The sequence below is a fragment of the Levilactobacillus sp. genome, from assembly GCF_022646225.1.
Lineage (GTDB): Bacteria > Bacillota > Bacilli > Lactobacillales > Lactobacillaceae > Levilactobacillus > Levilactobacillus suantsaiihabitans.
On sequence record NZ_JALCJA010000003.1, the window covers coordinates 24,317 to 42,260 of the forward strand.

The following is a 17,944-nucleotide window of genomic DNA, read 5'->3' on the forward strand; positions in this document are numbered from 1 at the left end:
GAGTTGATGTATCAGCAATTCCTCGTTAAATCCTTTTACCCTAAAACACAATTTCAACTCACAATTCTTGTCTAAAAATCTTTTCACTCACCCCTTGCATTCACTTGTCAAATTCGGTAAAATATGAACTATCAAATCAGATATTTTGATAAATGTTCGGTATAAGAGGAGAGATTGTTCATGCGTAATGTGTACTTTAACCACGACGGTAGCGTCGATGACTTAGTTTCTTTACTATTACTGCTCCAAATGCCCGACGTCCGGTTGACCGGCGTTGGCGTGGTTGGCGCAGATTCCTATTTGGAACCAGCGCTGGCCGCTAGCCGTAAGATCATCGACCGGTTCGGCCACGGCGCCCAGCTGGACGTCGCCGCTTCCGATTCGCGCGGCGTGCATCCTTTTCCCAAGGAGTGGCGTCTGGACGCCTTTAGTTTAGACGCCCTGCCGATTCTCAACGAAGCCGGCACCATCACCACGCCCGTTGCGGAAAAGCCGGCACACCTGGACCTCATCGACAAGGTGACTCACACCGACGGCCCCACCACGCTGGTCATGACCGGCCCACTCACCGACCTGGCCCGAGCCTTGACCGTCGACCCCAGCATCACCGCTAAGATCGACAAACTCTACTGGATGGGCGGCACCTTTGACGGCCGCGGCAACGTCGCCGAACCAGAACAAGACGGCACGACCGAATGGAACGCCTTCTGGGACCCCGAAGCCGTCAAGACCGTTTGGGACAGCGATTTGGCCATTCAAATGGTCGGCTTGGAAAGTACCCGGCAGGTGCCATTGACGCCAGCGGTTCGCCAACATTGGGCCACCCAACGGCAACACCCGGCCATCGACTTCATCGGCCAGGGGTACGCCTTAGTGCCAGCTCTCCAACATTTTGAAACCAACTCGACTTACTTCCTCTGGGACGTGCTCACGACAGTCGCCAGTGAAACCCCGGCCATCGTCACGACCAAGCAGGTCACCAGCGACGTCTTGACCACGGGACCAGGCCGCGGTCGCACCTTTGAAACGCCGACCGGCCGGCCCATTACGCTGGTCACCACGGTCGATCACGACGGTTTCTTCCAACGCATCGATGAACTGGCGATTTTAGCCGACAAATAAGCTATACTTAGAGGGAACCTTCGTGGCGCCCTCTTTTTTGGGCACGACGATCACCCCATCTGCGAGGAGGAACTGTCATGTTGCCCATCACCATCGGAATCGTTATTGGTATCATTCTTTCGTTACAAACGGCCGTCAATTCACGGCTGCGCGGCTTTATCGGCTCACCTTATCAAGCGTCATTCGTCTCATTTACCATCGGCACCCTGTTTTTAGCCATCGTCATGTGCGTTCAACGTGAATCCTTTGGCATCACCCCCACCACCCTGACGACTCAGCCCTGGTGGATCTGGATCGGTGGGCTGCTGGGCGTGATCTTTCTCACGACCAACATCTTGTTGTTCCCGCACATCGGCGGCGTGCAAACGGCCATCATGCCCATCTTGGGGCAGGTGCTCATGGGGTCGGTCATCGACAATTTTGGCTGGTTTCACTCAGCGCAACAACCGCTATCGGCGGTGCGCGTGCTCGGGTTACTTCTGGCCTTGACCGGCATCATCATCACCGTGGCCCTGCCAGATCTATTGGCCCATCGGCCGGCGACCGCCACTACCGGCAACCCCTGGCCCTGGCGTTTGCTGGGCATCGTGACCGGGGCCTTGGGCGCCACGCAGACCACCATCAACGGCCGACTGGGACTGGTCCTTCACTCGCCGTTGCACGCGGCCTTCATTTCCTTTCTGATTGGAACGCTGGGCCTCCTCATTATTGTGATTGTCGTCCACCGGAGCTTCAAGGAGATCAAACGCGCAGTCGGCCGCGGCAAGCCGTGGTGGATCTGGCTGGGCGGTGCCATGGGCGGACTCTTCGTTTTGGGCAACGCCTACCTGGCGCCCATCATCGGCACGGGCCAGACCGTGGTATTCGCCTTACTGGGACAGATCACCGGGGGCCTGCTGGTCGACCAATTCGGCTTACTTGGTGCCAAACGCAAACCGGTGGTCGCCGTCCAACTGTTGGGGTTAGCAGTGTTAATTGGCGGGGTCGTCTTGATTCGGCTGTTCTAGTTTCGAATTCGGCCGCCTCCCTCCTAAATCTAAATCAACGCAAAAAACGGGTCCCCGCACTGGCAAACACCAATGCGGCGGACCCGTTTTAACGTTCAACGATCGGGGCAGTCCGGCCACAGGGCTTCGACGGCGGCCAGCGATTGCGTGTCGCCCGCCGCCTTTTCCCGCGCAATTTCTGCTCGGAATTGTTCGGGGCTCAGTTCGACATCAAAGGGCAAATCCTGGTCGCTCACCGATTGTTGTAAGAACAAGTGAATCGCGGTGGTGACGCTCATCCCGTATTTTTGGTACACCTGCGTCACGTTTTGTAGCAGTTGTGGGTCTAAATCAAGTTCCACGTGCCCTGATTGTGGGCCATTATCAACCTTGGTCATGGTTCATCCTCCTCATCATTTCTCCTAGACTATCCGCCTACAACCCCAACTTAACATGCACTTATAGGGTCACACAACACTTATCGTTTTAGGGTCGCACGCCATTAATTCGCTCAACGTTTCGCCCTAAAAATGGCTTGGCCGTTAACATTGTCCGTGCTGGCCACCTTACCGTTTGTATAAACCAGTGTCTGCGGCTACCAGCCCCATCATCTTTACATAGCTGAAGCGTGCGCCCAAAGGTAGCCTGGTTCCGCTTAAAACTGCTAACCCAACAATCCAAGACCCGGATTATTCGGTTAGCAGCCTTAACGCTCGCCGGCTAATCGCCTTTTGGCCCATTCTCAGAAAAAAAGCGGTGCCCCGCCGCAACGACCATGCTGGTCATTGTGGCGAGACACCGCCTATCTTTTAAAGTGATTTATTCAGCGTCATACAGCTTAGCGACTTGGGCTTGGACCTGTTGATGAGCCAAGAACTCATCGTAAGTCGTGTCCGCCCGGTCAACAATGCCCTTGGGACTGACTTCGATGATGCGGTTGGCAATCGTTTGGATGAACTCGTGGTCATGGGATGTGAACAGGATACTGCCACTGAACCCGACCAGACTGTCGTTCAACGCGGTGATGGATTCCAGATCCAAATGGTTCGTGGGATCATCGAGCAACAGCACGTTGGCCTTGCTCAACATCATCTTCGACAACATTGCCCGGACCTTTTCGCCCCCGGACATAACATCGACTTCGCGGTTCACGTCGTCCCCGGAGAAGAGCATCTTCCCTAAGAAGCCGCGCAAGAAGGTGTTGTCGCTTTCTTCCTTGGAGGCAAATTGCCGCAGCCAGTCGATGACCGTCATTTGATTTTCGGCAAAGTAGTCGTTGACGTTCTTCGGCAGGTAGGTCGTGCTGGTCGTTTGCCCCCAGACCACGTTACCACTATCTGGTGCCAATTCGCCGGAAACGATTTGCATCAGGGTCGTGGTCGTCAGGTCGTTGCGACTGATGAAGGCGACCTTTTCGCCCGGCCGCAGCGTCAGACTCACGTCGTTTAAAATCGTCACGCCGTCGATGGCCTTGGTCACATGTTCCAGGCGCACCAAGTCATTGCCCAATTCGCGTTCCGGATTGAACTTAATAAACGGATATTTCCGTGAGGACGGCTTGATGTCATCCAACGTGATCTTTTCCAATTGCTTCTTCCGCGACGTGGCCTGCTTGGACTTCGACGCGTTGGCACTGAACCGCGCCACGAATTCTTGCAGCTGCTTGATTTGGTCGGCCTTCTTGGCGTTGGCATTGGCCTTCAACTGCGCCGCCAACTCACTAGATTCCATCCAGAAGTCGTAGTTGCCGACAAACAGCGTGATCTTACCGAAGTCCACGTCAAACATGTGCGTGCAGACCTGGTTCAAGAAATGCCGGTCATGGGAAACGACGATGACGGTGTTTTCATAATCTGCCAGGAAGTTTTCTAGCCAACTGATGGATTGCACGTCCAACCCGTTGGTCGGTTCGTCCAATAGCAGCACGTCGGGATGGCCGAACAGTGCTTGTCCCAAGAGGACCTTCACCTTTTGCGGCTCCGTCAGTTCGCTCATCGGCACCTGGTGGAGTGACTCGTCGATGCCCAAGGCCTGCAGCATTTGGGAGGCTTCCGCTTCGGCTTCCCAGCCGCCCATTTCGCCAAATTCGGCTTCCAGTTCAGCGGCCCGAATCCCGTCTGCGTCGCTGAAGTCTGGTTTCATGTAAATGGCGTTCTTTTCAGTCATGATATCGTAAAGCTTCTTGTGGCCCCGGATGACCGTGTCCATGACCAAGTTGTCTTCAAAGGCAAAGTGGTCCTGGTTCAAACTCGACATCCGCTCGTTGGGCCCCAATGAGACGTTGCCGCTGGTTGGCTTCAATTTGCCCTCAATGATCTTTAGGAACGTTGACTTCCCAGCGCCGTTAGCGCCAATGACCCCGTAGCAGTTTCCTGGGGTGAACTTGAGATTAACTTCGTCGTAGAGCTTCCGGTCGGAGAACTGCATACTGACATTATTGACGGTTAACATGAACGATACCTCCTGTAATTTTCGCGTAAAAAACCAACGTGTCAGGTTAACGGCGACGTTGGTTTCAACTCATATTCGTTATGACATGTTAGGGTAGTTTACCATAAAACGCCCGAACAAGCAATGATTACACTAAGTCCACGACTGCTCGGCGGCATATTTCTCCCGGTAGGTCTTGGGCGTCATCTGGTAGTGGCGTTTGAAGGTCACGAAAAAGTTCTTCTCAGTCCGAAAGCCCGTCTGCAGGGCAATCTCTTGAATCGAGGTCTTCGACGTCATCAACAGCTGCGTCGCCCGCTCTAGGCGAATCTGGCCCAGGTAGGCCTTAGGCGAAATGCCCATGTATTCCTTGAAGTAGCGGGAAAAATAAACGCTGGAATAATTGAGCCGTTCCGCCATGTCGGCAATCGACACGGGTTGGCCGTAGTTGTCTTGAATCTCGGTCACGGCCTGCCGCAAAGGCTGCGGCAACGGCAATTGGTCGCTGCTAACCTGACCATTGACGGTTAAACGCTTCAGCAATTCACCCACCAATTGGTATTCCGCCCCCAGACTGGCCAGATAATCCGCCCGGTCATCGGGCTCGGTCAGCGCATTGGTGGCCAGCGTGTGGACCGAACGCGCCAGGTCCAAGTAAGGCGCCGAGCGCAAGTCCAGATCCAGCGGTCCCCAAAACGGCAGTTGCTTGGCTGCGACCACCTGGAACAGCCAGGCTTGCGGTAACAGCAAGGTGATGATCTGATTTGTTTCGTCTAAAAAAGTCTCATAGCTGTGCACCACTTCGGAGTTCACCACGTACAGGTGCTCCTCTTCCATGTGGTAGGTCGACCCCCCAATGTGGACCGTGCCCGGATGCCCCTTATAGGCATAGGCCAATTCGATAGCCTGGTGCCAATGAGGCAAGACCATCTTCGGTCCACAGGTCCCGTGCGAAATCACGCGCAAGGGCAAGGTCATGGTAAAATTTAAACGTTCATGATACGGCCGCGGCATGTGCGATTCCCCCATTCTGCCCGCTGCAAACAAGATAGACCAATTCCACTTACTCTTTACGACACTAGCATACCACGTTCGGTGAGAATAAGGTTAAATTTAGTAAGCCAATCATTAGATTATGGGATTATCGATTTAGGTAATCCTCGATATAATGAACTCGTAACATCGGTTGAACGACTAGCGTGATAGTACCGACAAACCGCTTGGTGCCGCCACTTAACTGGATCGCTTAGGGGAGTGCTCCAATCGTCGTTTGACCACGAATGATTTGGGCCGTAACCAAATCATTCCTTATTGAAAACCAGACCGCAAAGTTTAGCCGTTGTGGGGGCAACGACTGAACCTATGGCACTTCCAACGTGTAGTCTGCCACGGCCCATCCTTCGGGGGAAGGTGGACTTGGCAGCTACGGATAAGTTTTGGCCATTGGAGTCTTTGGGGGAAAATAAGACCCACGCCTTGGGGGACGTGGGTCTTTTGCTGGTCTTCTTTTTGTTCTGAAGGTTGAAAGACGAAAATCAGCTGAAACTACTATTATCATGTGCCTTATAACGTCAAAGCTAGTCGTTTACAGTCTCACAGTGCGAACTGGCCGCCTACCGTTCGCCAAATATGGGTTGGAACGCTGGGGCGGACGGGTCGAAATCACGTCTCTAAATGGCCTCATAGCCGAAACGTGCGCCAACAGGCAACTGGTTCCGCTTAACACTGCTAGGCAAATAATCCAGAATCAGGATTATCCACCTAGCACCGTTAATGCTCGCCAGTTAACCGCCTGTCGTCACACTCTTTTAAGCGGCTGAACCCATGTTTGGCGAACTCTCGGCTAAGTTAGTGCTTGCCAGTAACAGGCGTCTTAAACCCAGGTAGTCGCTGCATTGACGGCTAGTCTTTCATTAACACAGTGTTGCTGATAGCCGTCAACCTTGCCGGAGGCAGCCAGGGTGGAGCCAGCTGTGTCAGCGGTGTTGGCTGAGGTTTTTTCTCAGCCTACAGCGCGGGACGACTTGAGAGACTGGCGATCTTGGCCAGGCTTTCAAGCGAACCGGAAGACCGCTTCTCAGTCTGGAGGTGTTCCCCAGAGCAGGCGGAACCCTGGCTGACGCAGGCGCCTGGTTTCACCAATTTCAGGTGTCAGAACACCGTCGTTACGGTAATTAGTGCGTTAATTTCACTTTCAACCTTCAGCTGTCAGTTGGCAATACAGAAAAGGCCATGACCAGTCTCACCAGCCATGACCGTAATTTATTAACAATTTTATAGGCAACACGTCAGCAAACGAGTCGTTTCCCCTAGCAAGCGGGAAGCCCGAGTTGCTGATGGCGGCAGGATAGCTAGCCGCTAGTTTGATGCTTGGTTGGGACGGAAGCTGTCTGGGCGTTTGAGCATGAAGGCCATCAGGTAGGACACAATCAGGAACCCGGACACCACCAGGTATGGTGAGTGCGTGTTCCAGTCCAATAACATCCCCGACATGATGGGCCCCACGATGTTGCCGATACTGGTCAATGACATGTTCAGTCCGTTGATCAGCCCTTGGTCGGACTCACTGGCCTTGGTCAGCAACGTCGTGATGGCCGGTCGCAACAGGTCGAACGCGGAGAAAATGACCAGCGTGGCTACCATAACTTCAATCTTGGTGTGGGCTTGCGTGATCCAAATCGTGCAGGCCGCCGCCAGGAAGAAGCAGATGCGAATGACGCGGCGTTCGCCAAATTTGCTGACGAGCGTATCAAACATGGCCACCTGCAAGAACAGCGAGATCAGCCCGTTGAGCGTCAAGACGACCGCAATGTTGCTCAGGCTAAAGTTAAAGACTTCGTTGACGTAAATGCTGTAGATGCTTTCAAATCCTTGCAGACCAAAGGAAGAGACCAGAATCATGGTAAATAAAATGATGATGGGCACCGTCCAAAAGGCCCGCGTCATCGGGTGCGCAGACGGTTGGGCATCGGCAGCAGGTTCCTCCACGACGCGGTTGGTTTCCACGTCATTGGGTAACAGGCTGATCAAGACCACGGCACTGATCAGGCCTAACGTTGCTGCCACCCAAAACGGCGTCTTGTAGCTGATACCGGCGAGAATCCCCCCGATACCAGGGCCCAAAATCAGGCCTCCGCTAAAGGCGGCGGACAACCAGCCAATAACCTTGGCCCGTTGCCGTTTGGTGGTAATGTCTGAGGCCAGCGCCATGGCGGTCGGCACGACCATGGCCGCCGACAACCCACCAATCAGCCGGGAGATGTCGAAGACCCACAGATAGTTGGTCAACGCAAATAAGGCTTCGGAGACCATGAATAAGAGTAACCCGGCCGTCAAGACCGGCTTGCGCCCAATCTTGTCGGACATCCGCCCAATCAGGGGCGAGGCCACGAATTGGGCAAACGCAAATAACGCGTTCATCACGCCCATATCAGTGGCAGACAAGTGCAGCTCAGTTTTCAGGAATGGCATAACCGGAATGATCAAACTAATTCCCAAACACACTAAAAATTCACTAAAGATTAAAATAAAAATGGCCCGTTTCGTTTTTGTCGTCACGATGGCTCACCCCTTCTCTAAGATTTTTTCAACAATATTATAATATTACCAATATTTTATATTAGTTGTCTAATCTTACGCTCAAAGATGAAACCCCGCAACCATTATTTTGGACCGTCTGTTGAAATCCCTTGGTTGGACTAAATTAATGGTGGCGATTGCTGGCAGGACCGCCATTGACTTTGGCCACCAGCGCAGGCGTCGGGGTTATGGTCCGCAGTCTTACGCGGCTGGGTGGGACGTTCCAGGCTTGTTTTGCGTCAACTTTACCTGGCCGAAACGTGGAACAACAGGCAGCCGGTGGCGCTTAAACCTGATAACCAAATAATCCAAGACCAGGATTATTCGGTTATCAGCCTTAATGCTCGCCGGCTAATCGCCTTTCGGCCCACTCTCATTCACGCAAAATCTGCGCCCACCGGCGATAATCGGCCGCAAAGAAACTGTCGTGGGCGTACACCAGATCCAGATCATGGCGAAGGTGGCCCGCCGGCAGTGGCAGGACCTTCAGTTGGCCACTCGCCAGTTCCGTGGCCACCACCGAGCGGTACAAAAAGCTGATACCGGCGCCGCGCAGTAGCAATTGGCGAATGGCGGCGGGATTGTTGACGGTCACGATTTGGCGAAACTCACTGAGCGTCACGTTGGCAGCCTGGGCCAGACTGACTAAGATCTCGCGACTCCCCGACCCAGCCTCGCGGACCAGCAGCGGAGTGGCCGTCAAGTCCGCCCAGTTGACCTGGGATTTCTGCGCCAGAGGGCTGTCGGCGGCGACCACCCCCACGAAGGGTTCTTCGCGCACGATTTGATAGTCGTACTGTGTCTTGTCAAAATTGCCTTCGATCAACGCAAAGTCACTGGTGCCGTCGTCAATGGCTGCCAGCGCCGCTTGGGTATTGGTCACCTGACACGTCAGCGTGCGATAATCCCCCTGTTCCTGGAGAGCCCGAATCAACTGCGGCGCCAAGAATTCGCTCAGCGACAAGGTCGTGCTAAAGGTCAGTTGATGCTGGACCTGCGGGTGTTGCAGGCTCGTGACCACCCGGTTGGCCTGGACCTGGACCCGCCGCACGAAGGCCGCCAACTCCTGTCCGGCAGGGGTAATCGTCAAATGCGGGCGCTGATAGTGGACCAATGCCACCTGCAGCTCCGATTCCAGGCTCTTGATCTGCTGGGTGACGGCCGGTTGCGTGATAAACAGTTGGCGCGCCGTTTGGGTATACGACTTGGTCTGGGTGAGGACCAATAGCGTTTGGTAGCGGTTATCAAGCATCGTTTCCACTCCTTATAAGCTCATTTTATAATGTTATTAAATATCCCAATTTTAACTTATAATTGTTTTCCAGTAAACTAGAGCTTGCTTAAGAAAGATTGAGGAGGAAATTCACGATGGATATTCGAACGACGATGGCGACCCGCAGCTTCTGGGGGGCCGCGGGCCTGACACTGGTGTGTGCGGTGGCCGGAAGCGAACTGGCGCAACTGCCCTATTTGAACCTGGTAGGCGCATTGGTCATCGCCCTGTTACTGGGCATGGCGCTACAACTGGCACCCCGCGCGGTCAACGCCAACCGCGCCGGTATTGGCTTCATCAGCAATAAATTCTTACGATTAGGTATTATTCTATTAGGCTTCAAACTCAACTTGATTCAGCTGGCCCAAGCTGGGGTCAAGACCATCACCCTGGCCGCCGTGGTAGTCACGGGGATGGTCCTGTTGACCTACAACCTCAGCCGCAAGCTGGGCGTCGACCGCGAGTTGGCCATCCTGACTGCCACCGGGACCAGCATCTGTGGGGCCGCCGCGGTCATGGGCGTGTCACCGCAGATCAAGGTCAGCGCCGACAAGGCCGAACGGCAACGGGAAAATGAAGTCCTGGCCGTGGCCATCGTCGCCATCTTGGGAACGGTCTTCACCCTGATTGAAATTGGTCTGAAGCCCCTGCTCCACCTGACGGCCGTTCAATTTGGCGTCATGACCGGGGGCTCCCTGCACGAAATCGCCCATGCCGTGGCCGCCGGAAGTGCTGGCGGTCCGGTCAGCCTGGACACAGCTATCATCACCAAGCTGTCGCGGGTCCTCTTGTTGGCCCCGGCTGCGCTGATCATCGGCTGGTGGTACCAAAAGCAAACGGCGAACACGACCACGACGACCGGTCCCGCCAAGCTGCCGATTCCGTGGTTCATGGCCGGCTTCCTGCTGACCAGCATCATCGGCACCTGGCTGCCGCTGGGCGACGCCACGTTGGCTGGTCTGGTCAAGTTGGCCTACATCTTCTTGGGAATGGCCATGGCCGCACTGGGGATGAGCGTGAACTTCCGCGTCATCTTCCAACGCGGCGGCAACGCCTTCTTGGCTGCGACGCTGTCTTCCGTAGTGTTACTGACGGGCGTGACGTTAGCTAGCAAGTTCTTCTTTTAACATTTAATGTCACAAAATAGGCTACCGACCGGGTTAATCTTGAGTCGGTAGCCTATTTTACTGGTTTGTATCTGATTTTTCTTTAATTCTTACCAATCGGTACACGCTGGTGTAACACTCCCGAAGAAGCCTGTCACCTCTTTATCAAAAAAACAATTGCCAAACAATTGCGACCGGCAACATCCCCCTTTGAACTTTTCCCATCATCCACGTGTCTGATGGGAATCCGGAGTAGCCGCGATTACCAGGCATTCAGTAACGTTCAAGCGGGACTGAATTGGTTAATTGGGTAGCTTTGTTTCGCTGTCCTACACCTATAGATGGCACAAAAAATATGACGTTTATCTTTATTTAGTAAAATATCATTAGACTTATATTAATTATTTAATAAGTATTACTTTATACTTCGCCAAAGTATTTGTGATACACTCTATGCAAACATGAGCACCTAACTTCGCACGGAAACTAATCGTCATCCCAAACACATCAAGTGAAGATTAGGTACTCTCCAAAAATCAACTGGATAATTGCACAACGCCAGCTATATCCATCGGAAGTGGGGAAGAGTAGTGTCTCAAAAAGTGAAAATGGTTGTCCTACAGGCTAAGTAATTTAGAATCACTCAGGACAAAGAACTCTTACACAGTACATTATCGGTCAGTGAGCGAGCAAACTTGCTGATTTTAAAGCTAAACTATAAAGGAAACAAAGTTAATTTTGCCTTACCATGGCGTTCAAGCGTTCCAACTAGTTCCAAAATTTCATCACTAGTTTTTCCATTGCCAGCAACCAGCAAAACTACTGCGGGTCATCGCGCCTGCCTAGATTTCAGAAAAATGTGTCCCCTTCCCAAATCATCTGACCTCTATCAAAAATATCACCTTAACAACAGTAACGACATGATCACTGTACTCTATATCCAAAAAAATCTTGCTCAAATTATCAAACAAGCACAAACTTACCTCCATGATTATGAAAATAATGCCATTCGTAGCAATTGGCTTGTCGATATAGACGGTGATTTAAACAAATTAAAAACAGCCGGGTACTAATCCCGACTGCTTTTTGGGTAATATTCTAAATTAAAGTCCCGTCACCCTCGGAGACAACCATTCACACGGGTAATATTCTAAATTAACGTCCCGTTACCCTCGGAGACAACCATTCACACGGATGATATTCTAAATTAACGTCCCGTCACCCTCGGAGACATAATCAACATCTATAATATACATGAATCCTACTAAGATGTAAACCATCTCGCATTGACAGCTATCCCCCTAGACCGATTCACCGTCTACAACCGCAACAAGTGCTGGAACGTCCCGCTATCATACATAATGTACAGCCCAATCAAGATGTACACTGCTACCGTGATGTAACGCCCCTCGCGTTCTAAAATATCAGCCACCTTGGGTAGGCAGGCCAGGCGATAGCCAATTTCCCAGAAAATGACCACCATCACGGCAAATGTCAACAGAATCAGTGGAATCGTGTTGGGCGCCACCGTGGTGAAGATGGGTACGTAAATGCCGACATTATCGGCCCCACAGGTTGCCATGGTGATCAGCGCCACCTGCCCGATCAGGCGCTTGGGATTGGCGACCTTGGCCGCAATGGCGTCGGTATCGTCATCATCCCCCTGCACCCACAGCTTGATGCCCAAATAAATCGGAATCAGTCCCAAGAAGCCCAGCAGCCATGGCGCCGGTACGAATCCCAGGAAAAAGGCGATCAATAGCGAGCTACCGACTAACACGATGGTTCCTAAAAAGTCGCCAATCAAGACCAACCAGCGGTCCTGATGCTTTACGCGGGCGAAGATTACCATTAAAATAATTAAGTAGTCTAATCCGGTGGAAATGTACGCCGTGACCCCGGTTAGAATCGTTTTCATCATGATGTCATCCCCTCATACATGTTATCTATAACATATGTTATCACGTTCATATGAAAGGAGCAAGCTTTTTCATGTCGGATAGTCCCCAACCAGTCACCTTAATCCAAGAACCTGCGCTAGTCGCGTCGCAGGACATCTTTAAATTATTAAGCAATACCACGCGACTGCAAATTCTCTATTTGTTAGAACAGCGCGAACTGAACGTCGGTGAGCTCAGCGCCCTGCTCGACGTGGAGCAATCCGTGGTCTCCCACCAACTGGCCCTGCTGAAGAAAGAACAGCTGGTGACCTCCCGGCGTGCGGGTAAGCAAAACTTTTATCAGCTGGACGACCCCCACATCTTGGACATCGTCAACGAGACCTTGGCCCACGTGGATCATGTCTTGCGCGGGAAAAAGCACGGCGAGTAGTTCACGAACTGTTTAAACTGGCCGCCTACAGCTCGCCCAATATGGGTTGGAACGCGGTGGGCGGACCGGTCGAGCCAAAGAACGGTCTCGCCCTCGCTTTGAGCCGAAAACCTCGTCTCAAAGACGCCAGTTGCCTAAGCGACGTGAACCATGTCGCTAAGGCAACTCCCACGGCTGAACCCATATTTGGCGAACTTCCGGCTACGGTAGTGTTTGCTCATAACAAGCCGTCCTAACTCCAGGTAGTAGCTGCATTGACGATTAGTCTTTAATCAACACAGCATTGCTGATAAGCGTCAACTTACCGGAGGCTCTCAAGTGAATCGGAAGACGGCTTTTCAGACTGGAAGTGTTCCGCAGAGCAGGCCCCCTGTTTCACCAATTTTAGGTATCGGACCACCGCTGTTACAACAATCACGCGTTAATTTTAAACCTTTAGTTTTTGCTAGCAGAAAAGGAAGACCATCAGTCTCTTCAACCAGACTGACCAGTCTTCCTTTTTGATTTTCAGATATTCAACGTATTGCGCTCAAGAACGGTGCGCTCGCCAGCGAACCGATCGTTGGCTACGCGAGTTACATCTTCATCCCCATCTTTTCGTAGGAGCTCATCCCGGGGAGCTTCAAGTCCTTCACGTCGATGCCCCGCTCTTCAGCGACCGCGTTCATCAACGTGTCCATGTCCATCAGCTTGTACGTTTGTGGGTGGTCCGGATCGTACGCTTCGATCTGCGCCATCATCCCACCATCTTCATGTTCAATGATGTGACAATGGTACATGTAGACACCGGTGTGCTCGAACCAGACCTTGATGCGAACCGTTTCGCCAGGGTTGACGCCGACCGTATCCTTCAGGCCGTGTTCGTTGGCGTACGGTTCATGGCCGTTACGCGACAGGACTAAGAATTGCGTACCGTGCATGTGGAACGGGTGAACCATGCCGCCGTCCATGTCGTTGGTGTTGGTAATGTCCCAGAGTTCAACGTTGCCGACCTTTTGCCGGGCGTCGATCCGTTGCATTTCAAATTTCTTGCCGTCGATCATGACTTGTTCGTCCATCCCGGACATGACGACCTTGCGCACTGGCGTATTTGGCGTCACATCGGGGTTCGGGATGTCTACCAGATGGTCAGGCAAGGTCACGTCGTCCGCGTCAAAATCGTGAACCCGGAAACGAACCAACGGCACGTCATCGCTGTACAGGGTGACCGTGTGGCCCGGCGTGACCTTGCCGAAGTCCACGATGACCTCGGCGCGTTCCGCACAGGTCAACATCAAGTGGGTAAATTCGACCGGTTCCGGCATCACACCGCCGTCAGAAGCCACTTGGGTAAATGGCAGGTCGTCACTAAAGTGCAGCCGCCATTCACGCCGGTTGGCACCGTCCAAGATCCGCAGCCGCACGCGTTGGGTCGTGACGTCAAAGTAAGGATTGATGGTCCCGTTGATCATTGGCGTTGGGCCTTGGACCCCGTCCGGATCATAATCCGCTTCATAATCCCATTGGTTGTCTTCGTGGAAACGCCGGTCTTGCAAGACCAACGGAATGTCGTCGACCCCATAGTTGCGGGGGAATGGTAATTTAGCTTCCACGTCATCGGTAACCAGCGCCAAGCCAGCCAGGCCGTGCCAAACTTGTTCCGCCGTCGACGGGCACGGATGTGCGTGCAACCACAGCGTTGCGGCCGGTTGGTCGACCTTGAAGTCGATGTGGCGGGTCTTCCCGGGATAAACGGGCGCGTGGCAACCGCCATCCGTGTAAGGACCGGGAACGTTTAAACCGTGCCAGTGGAACGTGGTCAATTCAGGCAAGCTGTTCTTCAAATCAATATGCATGGTCTTGCCGCGTTTAAAGACCACCGTTTGGCCCAGCAAAGAGCCGTTGTAGCCCCAGGTCTTGGTCTTCTTGCCCGGTAATAATTGGGTCTCGCCAGCCTGCGCTTCGACCGTGTAATAGGTGTCCGTCGCCGTTTCCTTGTCTGGCTTCAGTAGTGGCGGAATCCGCAACGGCTGTTGTGGCGTCTTGGGTTCCTCCAGTGGTACATAGCCCCCATCGTGAGTGTTATATGCCGCTTCATCAAAGAAATAATCAGTGTGAATTGATTTTGTCATTTTTCAGGCTCCTCTTCGATTGATTAAAGCAAATGTCTCCGCCTCCATGATACCGCATTCACGTGGGGAGAAAAAGGGTTAGTCTAGACCAACCACCATCATTTTCCTAAACAAGTAGAAAAAATTCCCGTTACTTCGTTCCCGCCATACCAACGTTTATCAGCCGTCATCCTTAAGCATTCTCAATAAAGGGGTTACAAATCTGCCGCGAATTTCGTTAGTAAAAGTAGGACGTGAACGTAGGACTAACGCCTTGACTGGAAGTCAGTTGACGGGTTAACCGCCACCGAGGGCCAAGCCAAACGTTATCTGGCACGCACACTGGTAGCCGAAATTCACGCCTCAAAATGGCCTCATGGTCGAAACGTGCACCGGCAGGCAACTGATTCCACTTAACACTGTGTTAATTAAAAACTAGTTGTCAATGCAGCTACTATCTAGGGTTAAGACGACCATTACTGGTATGCACTACCTTAGCCGAGAGTTCGCCAAATATGGGTTCAGCCGTGGGAGTTGCCTTAGTGGCGCGATTCATGCCGCTTAGGCAACTGGCGTCTTTGAGACGTGGTCTGCGGCTCAAAGCGAGGTGTCGAGACCGTCCTTTGGCTCGACCCGTCCGCCCCAGCGTTCCAACCCATATTTGGCGAACGGTAGGCGACCAGTTCACATGATGTGGCTGTAAACGACTACTTTTAACGCCATGAATCGCATGATCACAATAGTTTCAGCTGACTTTCGTCTTTCAACCTTTTGTTATCCGCCTAGTACCGTTAATGCTCGCCAGTTAACCGCCTGGTGGCACACGCTTTTTCCTACCGATCAGTCCGAGCGCGTAGTGCGTAGAGGATGGTGACGGTGTCGACGACTTCTTGGAAGACCGCACCGATGATGGCTGGAATCACGCCGAGACTGGCAATCAGCATCAACACCGTACAGATGACGATCCCGATCATCACGGCTTGCCGGGCCACGCGCATGGTGTCGTGGGCAATCTTGCGGGCCGCACTGACACGGGTCAGATCATCCTTTAACACCACCGCATCCGCCGACTCGCTGGCCGCCGTGGCGCCGTGTGCACCCATGGCGATGCCGACATCGGCCGTGGCCAAAGATGGTGCGTCGTTGATTCCGTCGCCGACCATGGCGACCGGTCGTTGCGTCGCGGGGAGCTTTGCCAGCACCTGAATCTTATCGGCTGGCAAGCATTCGGCGTGAATCTGGTCGATGCCGACCTCACCGGCAATCTGTTCGGCAATCGGCTGACGGTCCCCGGAAATCATCAATAGGTTGTCCACCCCCAGACGGTGCAACGTCGTCATGGTTTCGGCAGCTTCGGGCCGCACCTGGTCACTAAAGCTGACGTAGCCTTGATAAATGCCCGCCGCCGAGACGTACACCGCCGTTTGGTCCGGCTGGTCGACGGTCTGGTCGGTCACAAAACTGGCCTTCCCCGCCCGCACGACTTGGCCTTTGATCTGGGCCTCAACGCCTTGAGCCGTGGTCTCCTTCACGTCCGTGGCTGGCAATAAAGGTTCCGAATTGGCCGCGACCAACGATTGCGCCAACACGTGGCCCGAGTGCTGTTCCGCACTGGCCGCCAGTTGGAGCAGCGTGGCCGGGGTCACCGCAGTGGCCGGCACGACCTGGTCGACCACCAATTTTCCTTGGGTAATTGTCCCGGTCTTGTCAAAGGCAAACGTCTTGACCTGCGCCAATTTCTCCAGCGTGGTCCCGGTCTTGACGATGATGCCGTTCCGACTGGCCCGACTCATCCCCGAGATCAACGCGATGGGCGCCGCCAAAATCAGCGGACACGGCGAGGCCACGACCAGCACTTCCGCAAACCGCACGGGGTCATTTGCCACGTACCAGGCGATGCCGGCAATCACGTAGGCCAGCAGGGTAAACGGCACAGCATACCGGTCGGCCATCCGCACGAACTTGGCCGGCTGTTCCTCGGCTTGCTTGACCAGACGAACGATGTTTTGGTACTGACTGTTGTCGGCGGTCTGGTCGGCCGTCAGGTAAACGGACGCCTCGCCGTTGACGCTCCCGGACATCACCGTGTCGCCGACCTGCTTGTCGATGGGCCGTGCTTCCCCAGTCAGTGACGACTCATTGACGGTGGTCGGTCCCGTGGCCAGCGTACCATCGACGGGCATGACCTCACCGGGTTTGACCAGCAACCGGTCCCCCACTTCAACCGTGTGAATGGCCACGTCGGTAATCGTCTCCCCAGTCACCTTATGGGCCGACTGGGGAGAATTGTTCAGGAGTTCCTGTAGCTCACTGTTGGCGCGGCGGGCGGCAAAGTCCTCTAACGCATCGCCCCCGGTCAGCATGAGTAACACGATTAGCGCCGCCCAGTACTCACCGACAGCCAGCGTAGCAATCACCGCGGTAATCGCCAACAGGTCGACCCCAAATTTACCGGACCGCAACGTCTTGACCATGTCGATGAACATCAACAGTGCCAGCAAAATCCCCAGTCCCGTAATCAGGAGCTGGGCAATGCCCGCTTGGTGCGCGCCAAATTGGAGCACCAAGGCCAAGGCCCCTAAGATGATGACGAACCAGAATCGTTTATACTCACGCAGCTGTTGCATGAAATCCCCTCCCCGGTGAATTTTTTCTTCTAAGTTGAGTATAGCAGAGCTTGTGATTTTTGCCACATTAGGCGGCTTAACAGTACTGCTGGTGGGGATGAAAAAAGGTATTGAACCTGTTGCAGCTCCGTTCCTTAACGTGAATTATTCTGGAAAATTCAAAACTGAAGGTTGAAAGATGGAAATCAGCTGGAACTACTGTTAGCATGCGATTCATGGCGTCATAAATAGTCGTTTACAGCCACATCATACGAACTGGCCGCCTACCGTTCGCCAAATATGGGTTGGAACGCTGGGGCGGACGGGTCGAGCCAAAGGACGGTCTCGACACCTCGCTTTGAGCCGAAGGTCGCGTCTCAAAGACGCCAGTTGTCTAAGCGGCATGAACCGCGCCGCTAAG

At 53.5% G+C, this 17,944-nt stretch carries 13 protein-coding genes; 5 read left to right on the top strand and 8 right to left on the bottom strand.

Features of this window, described 5'->3' with window-relative positions:
* Positions 1-180: 180 nt before the first annotated feature.
* Positions 181-1,122, top strand: coding sequence for a nucleoside hydrolase (locus LKH74_RS05135; RefSeq protein ID WP_135368742.1), 942 nt, complete (start codon positions 181-183; stop codon positions 1,120-1,122).
* Positions 1,123-1,199: 77 nt separating this feature from the next.
* The gene (locus LKH74_RS05140) at positions 1,200-2,129 is read left to right on the top strand and encodes a DMT family transporter (protein WP_287708544.1); all 930 of its coding nucleotides are present in this window, start codon (positions 1,200-1,202) and stop codon (positions 2,127-2,129) included.
* Positions 2,130-2,224: 95 nt separating this feature from the next.
* Here LKH74_RS05140 and LKH74_RS05145 read toward each other — a convergent pair whose 3' ends face one another.
* The 5 genes from LKH74_RS05145 to LKH74_RS05165 form a co-directional block, all read right to left on the bottom strand.
* Positions 2,225-2,506, bottom strand: coding sequence for a type II toxin-antitoxin system RelB/DinJ family antitoxin (locus LKH74_RS05145; RefSeq protein WP_135368740.1), 282 nt, complete (start codon positions 2,504-2,506; stop codon positions 2,225-2,227).
* 421 nt (positions 2,507-2,927) lie between these two features.
* Complete coding sequence (locus LKH74_RS05150) at positions 2,928-4,559, bottom strand: ABC-F family ATP-binding cassette domain-containing protein (RefSeq protein ID WP_287708545.1); 1,632 nt, start codon at positions 4,557-4,559, stop codon at positions 2,928-2,930.
* 132 nt (positions 4,560-4,691) lie between these two features.
* Complete coding sequence (locus tag LKH74_RS05155) at positions 4,692-5,552, bottom strand: AraC family transcriptional regulator (protein WP_287708546.1); 861 nt, start codon at positions 5,550-5,552, stop codon at positions 4,692-4,694.
* Between the two features lie 1,344 nt (positions 5,553-6,896).
* On the bottom strand, positions 6,897-8,096 hold the full coding sequence (locus LKH74_RS05160) for an MFS transporter (protein WP_135369022.1): 1,200 nt from the start codon (positions 8,094-8,096) through the stop codon (positions 6,897-6,899).
* Between the two features lie 394 nt (positions 8,097-8,490).
* Positions 8,491-9,369 (bottom strand): LysR family transcriptional regulator, encoded by an 879-nt coding sequence (locus LKH74_RS05165; RefSeq protein WP_135367366.1) that lies wholly within the window; start codon positions 9,367-9,369, stop codon positions 8,491-8,493.
* Positions 9,370-9,485: 116 nt separating this feature from the next.
* On the opposite strand from LKH74_RS05165, the gene LKH74_RS05170 reads away from it, so the two are divergent.
* A complete protein-coding gene (locus LKH74_RS05170) occupies positions 9,486-10,517 on the top strand; it encodes a YeiH family protein (protein ID WP_135367365.1) in 1,032 nt (343 codons plus the stop codon).
* Positions 10,518-11,191: 674 nt separating this feature from the next.
* On the top strand, positions 11,192-11,569 hold the full coding sequence (locus LKH74_RS05175) for a hypothetical protein (RefSeq protein WP_287708547.1): 378 nt from the start codon (positions 11,192-11,194) through the stop codon (positions 11,567-11,569).
* 245 nt (positions 11,570-11,814) lie between these two features.
* On the opposite strand, the gene LKH74_RS05180 is transcribed toward LKH74_RS05175, so the two are convergent.
* The gene (locus tag LKH74_RS05180; protein WP_287708548.1) at positions 11,815-12,417 is read right to left on the bottom strand and encodes a cadmium resistance transporter; all 603 of its coding nucleotides are present in this window, start codon (positions 12,415-12,417) and stop codon (positions 11,815-11,817) included.
* 71 nt (positions 12,418-12,488) lie between these two features.
* Between LKH74_RS05180 and LKH74_RS05185 the strand changes: the two genes are divergently transcribed.
* Complete coding sequence (locus LKH74_RS05185) at positions 12,489-12,827, top strand: ArsR/SmtB family transcription factor (protein WP_135367362.1); 339 nt, start codon at positions 12,489-12,491, stop codon at positions 12,825-12,827.
* Positions 12,828-13,402: 575 nt separating this feature from the next.
* On the opposite strand, the gene LKH74_RS05190 is transcribed toward LKH74_RS05185, so the two are convergent.
* Both LKH74_RS05190 and LKH74_RS05195 read right to left on the bottom strand, forming a co-directional pair.
* Positions 13,403-14,938, bottom strand: coding sequence for a multicopper oxidase family protein (locus LKH74_RS05190; protein WP_135367361.1), 1,536 nt, complete (start codon positions 14,936-14,938; stop codon positions 13,403-13,405).
* A gap of 812 nt (positions 14,939-15,750) precedes the next feature.
* Complete coding sequence (locus LKH74_RS05195; RefSeq protein ID WP_287708549.1) at positions 15,751-17,544, bottom strand: heavy metal translocating P-type ATPase; 1,794 nt, start codon at positions 17,542-17,544, stop codon at positions 15,751-15,753.
* Positions 17,545-17,944 lie beyond the last annotated feature (400 nt).

Excerpts from the sequence above, each read along its gene's own strand:
- LKH74_RS05135 (WP_135368742.1), top strand. The coding sequence starts at position 181 with ATGCGTAATGTGTACTTTAACCACGACGGTAGCGTCGATGACTTAGTT.
- LKH74_RS05140 (WP_287708544.1), top strand. The coding sequence starts at position 1,200 with ATGTTGCCCATCACCATCGGAATCGTTATTGGTATCATTCTTTCGTTA.
- LKH74_RS05145 (WP_135368740.1), bottom strand. The coding sequence starts at position 2,506 with ATGACCAAGGTTGATAATGGCCCACAATCAGGGCACGTGGAACTTGAT.
- LKH74_RS05150 (WP_287708545.1), bottom strand. The coding sequence starts at position 4,559 with ATGTTAACCGTCAATAATGTCAGTATGCAGTTCTCCGACCGGAAGCTC.
- LKH74_RS05155 (WP_287708546.1), bottom strand. The coding sequence starts at position 5,552 with ATGCCGCGGCCGTATCATGAACGTTTAAATTTTACCATGACCTTGCCC.
- LKH74_RS05165 (WP_135367366.1), bottom strand. The coding sequence starts at position 9,369 with ATGCTTGATAACCGCTACCAAACGCTATTGGTCCTCACCCAGACCAAG.
- LKH74_RS05170 (WP_135367365.1), top strand. The coding sequence starts at position 9,486 with ATGGATATTCGAACGACGATGGCGACCCGCAGCTTCTGGGGGGCCGCG.
- LKH74_RS05180 (WP_287708548.1), bottom strand. The coding sequence starts at position 12,417 with ATGATGAAAACGATTCTAACCGGGGTCACGGCGTACATTTCCACCGGA.
- LKH74_RS05185 (WP_135367362.1), top strand. The coding sequence starts at position 12,489 with ATGTCGGATAGTCCCCAACCAGTCACCTTAATCCAAGAACCTGCGCTA.
- LKH74_RS05190 (WP_135367361.1), bottom strand. The coding sequence starts at position 14,938 with ATGACAAAATCAATTCACACTGATTATTTCTTTGATGAAGCGGCATAT.
- LKH74_RS05195 (WP_287708549.1), bottom strand. The coding sequence starts at position 17,544 with ATGCAACAGCTGCGTGAGTATAAACGATTCTGGTTCGTCATCATCTTA.